General features: G+C 68.2%; 1 protein-coding gene. It reads left to right on the plus strand.

Annotation, left to right across the window (positions count from 1 at the left end; all coding sequences use genetic code 11):
• The first annotated feature begins 18 nt into the window (after nucleotides 1-18).
• Nucleotides 19-1,020, plus strand: coding sequence for a non-homologous end-joining DNA ligase (gene ligD / locus HII36_RS55355; protein ID WP_173531415.1), 1,002 nt, complete (start codon nucleotides 19-21; stop codon nucleotides 1,018-1,020).
• Nucleotides 1,021-1,143: the final 123 nt, after the last annotated feature.

Raw genomic sequence — 1,143 nt, forward strand, 5'->3', positions numbered from 1 at the left:
AGGGGTATGTTCGGGGGCATGGCATCGCCGTTCATTGAGCTTGAGGTGGGGGAGCGGACCGTCAAGGTCACCAACCCCGACAAGGTGTACTTTCCGGAGATCGGGGCGACCAAGCGGGAGCTGGTCGAGTACTACGTGAGCGTGGGCGAGGGCGCGCTGCGGGCGTTGAGAGACCGGCCGACGAACATCAAGCGGCACCCCGACGGCGTGCAGACCGAGGCGATCTACCAGAAGCGGATGCCGCCCAAGCACCCCGACTGGCTGCAGTCCGTGACGGTGACCTTCCCCAGCGGCCGCACCGCCGACTCGCTGCGTGTCACCGAGGTGGCGGCGATCGCGTACTGCGCCAACCTCGGCACGCTCGACTTCCACCCCTGGCAGGTGCGCGCGGACGACGTGGAGCACCCCGACGAGCTGCGCCTCGACCTCGACCCGCAGCCCGGCCTGGGGTTCGACGCGGCGCGTCAGGCGGCGTTGCTGGCCAGGGAGGTGCTGGCCGACCACGGCATGACCGGGTTCGTGAAGACCTCGGGCAACCGGGGCGCGCACATCGCGGTGCGCATCGAGCCGCGCTGGGACTTCGTCCAGGTGCGCTATGCCGGCATCGCGCTGGCCAGGGCCATCGAGGCGCGTGACCCCAGCCTGGTGACCATCGCCTGGTGGAAGGAGGAGCGCGGCGACCGGGTGTTCATCGACTTCAACCAGAACGCCCGCGACCGCACGGTCGCCAGCGCCTACTCCGTCAGAGCCAAGCCGCACGCCCCGGTCTCGACCCCGGTGACCTGGGACGAGCTGCCCGACGTCGATCCCGACGAGTTCACCATCCGCACGGTCCCGGCCCGCTTCGCCAAGCTCGGCGACGTGCACGCGGCCATCGACGACGAGGCGTACTCGATCGAGCCCCTGCTCGAACTGTTCGCCGAGGACGAGCGCGGCGACATGCCCTACCCGCCCAACTATCCGAAGATGCCGGGCGAGCCCAAGCGGGTCCAGCCGAGCAAGGCCCGCTCCGACACCTAGACGAGTAAGTCCTAAGTCGCCGCAGTACGGAGTGCGTTCATGACGAAGGGTGTTGACGATCGGTTTGTGAAGACAGACCTCAACACCCTTCTCACCGCACTGTACGTCAGGATCGACGACTGG

The sequence above is a fragment of the Nonomuraea antri genome (assembly GCF_013283785.1).
Classification (GTDB): Bacteria; Actinomycetota; Actinomycetes; order Streptosporangiales; family Streptosporangiaceae; genus Nonomuraea; species Nonomuraea antri.

What these genes read in the sequence shown, in the direction of transcription:
- ligD (WP_173531415.1), top strand. Translation starts at nt 19, where the DNA reads ATGGCATCGCCGTTCATTGAGCTTGAGGTGGGGGAGCGGACCGTCAAG.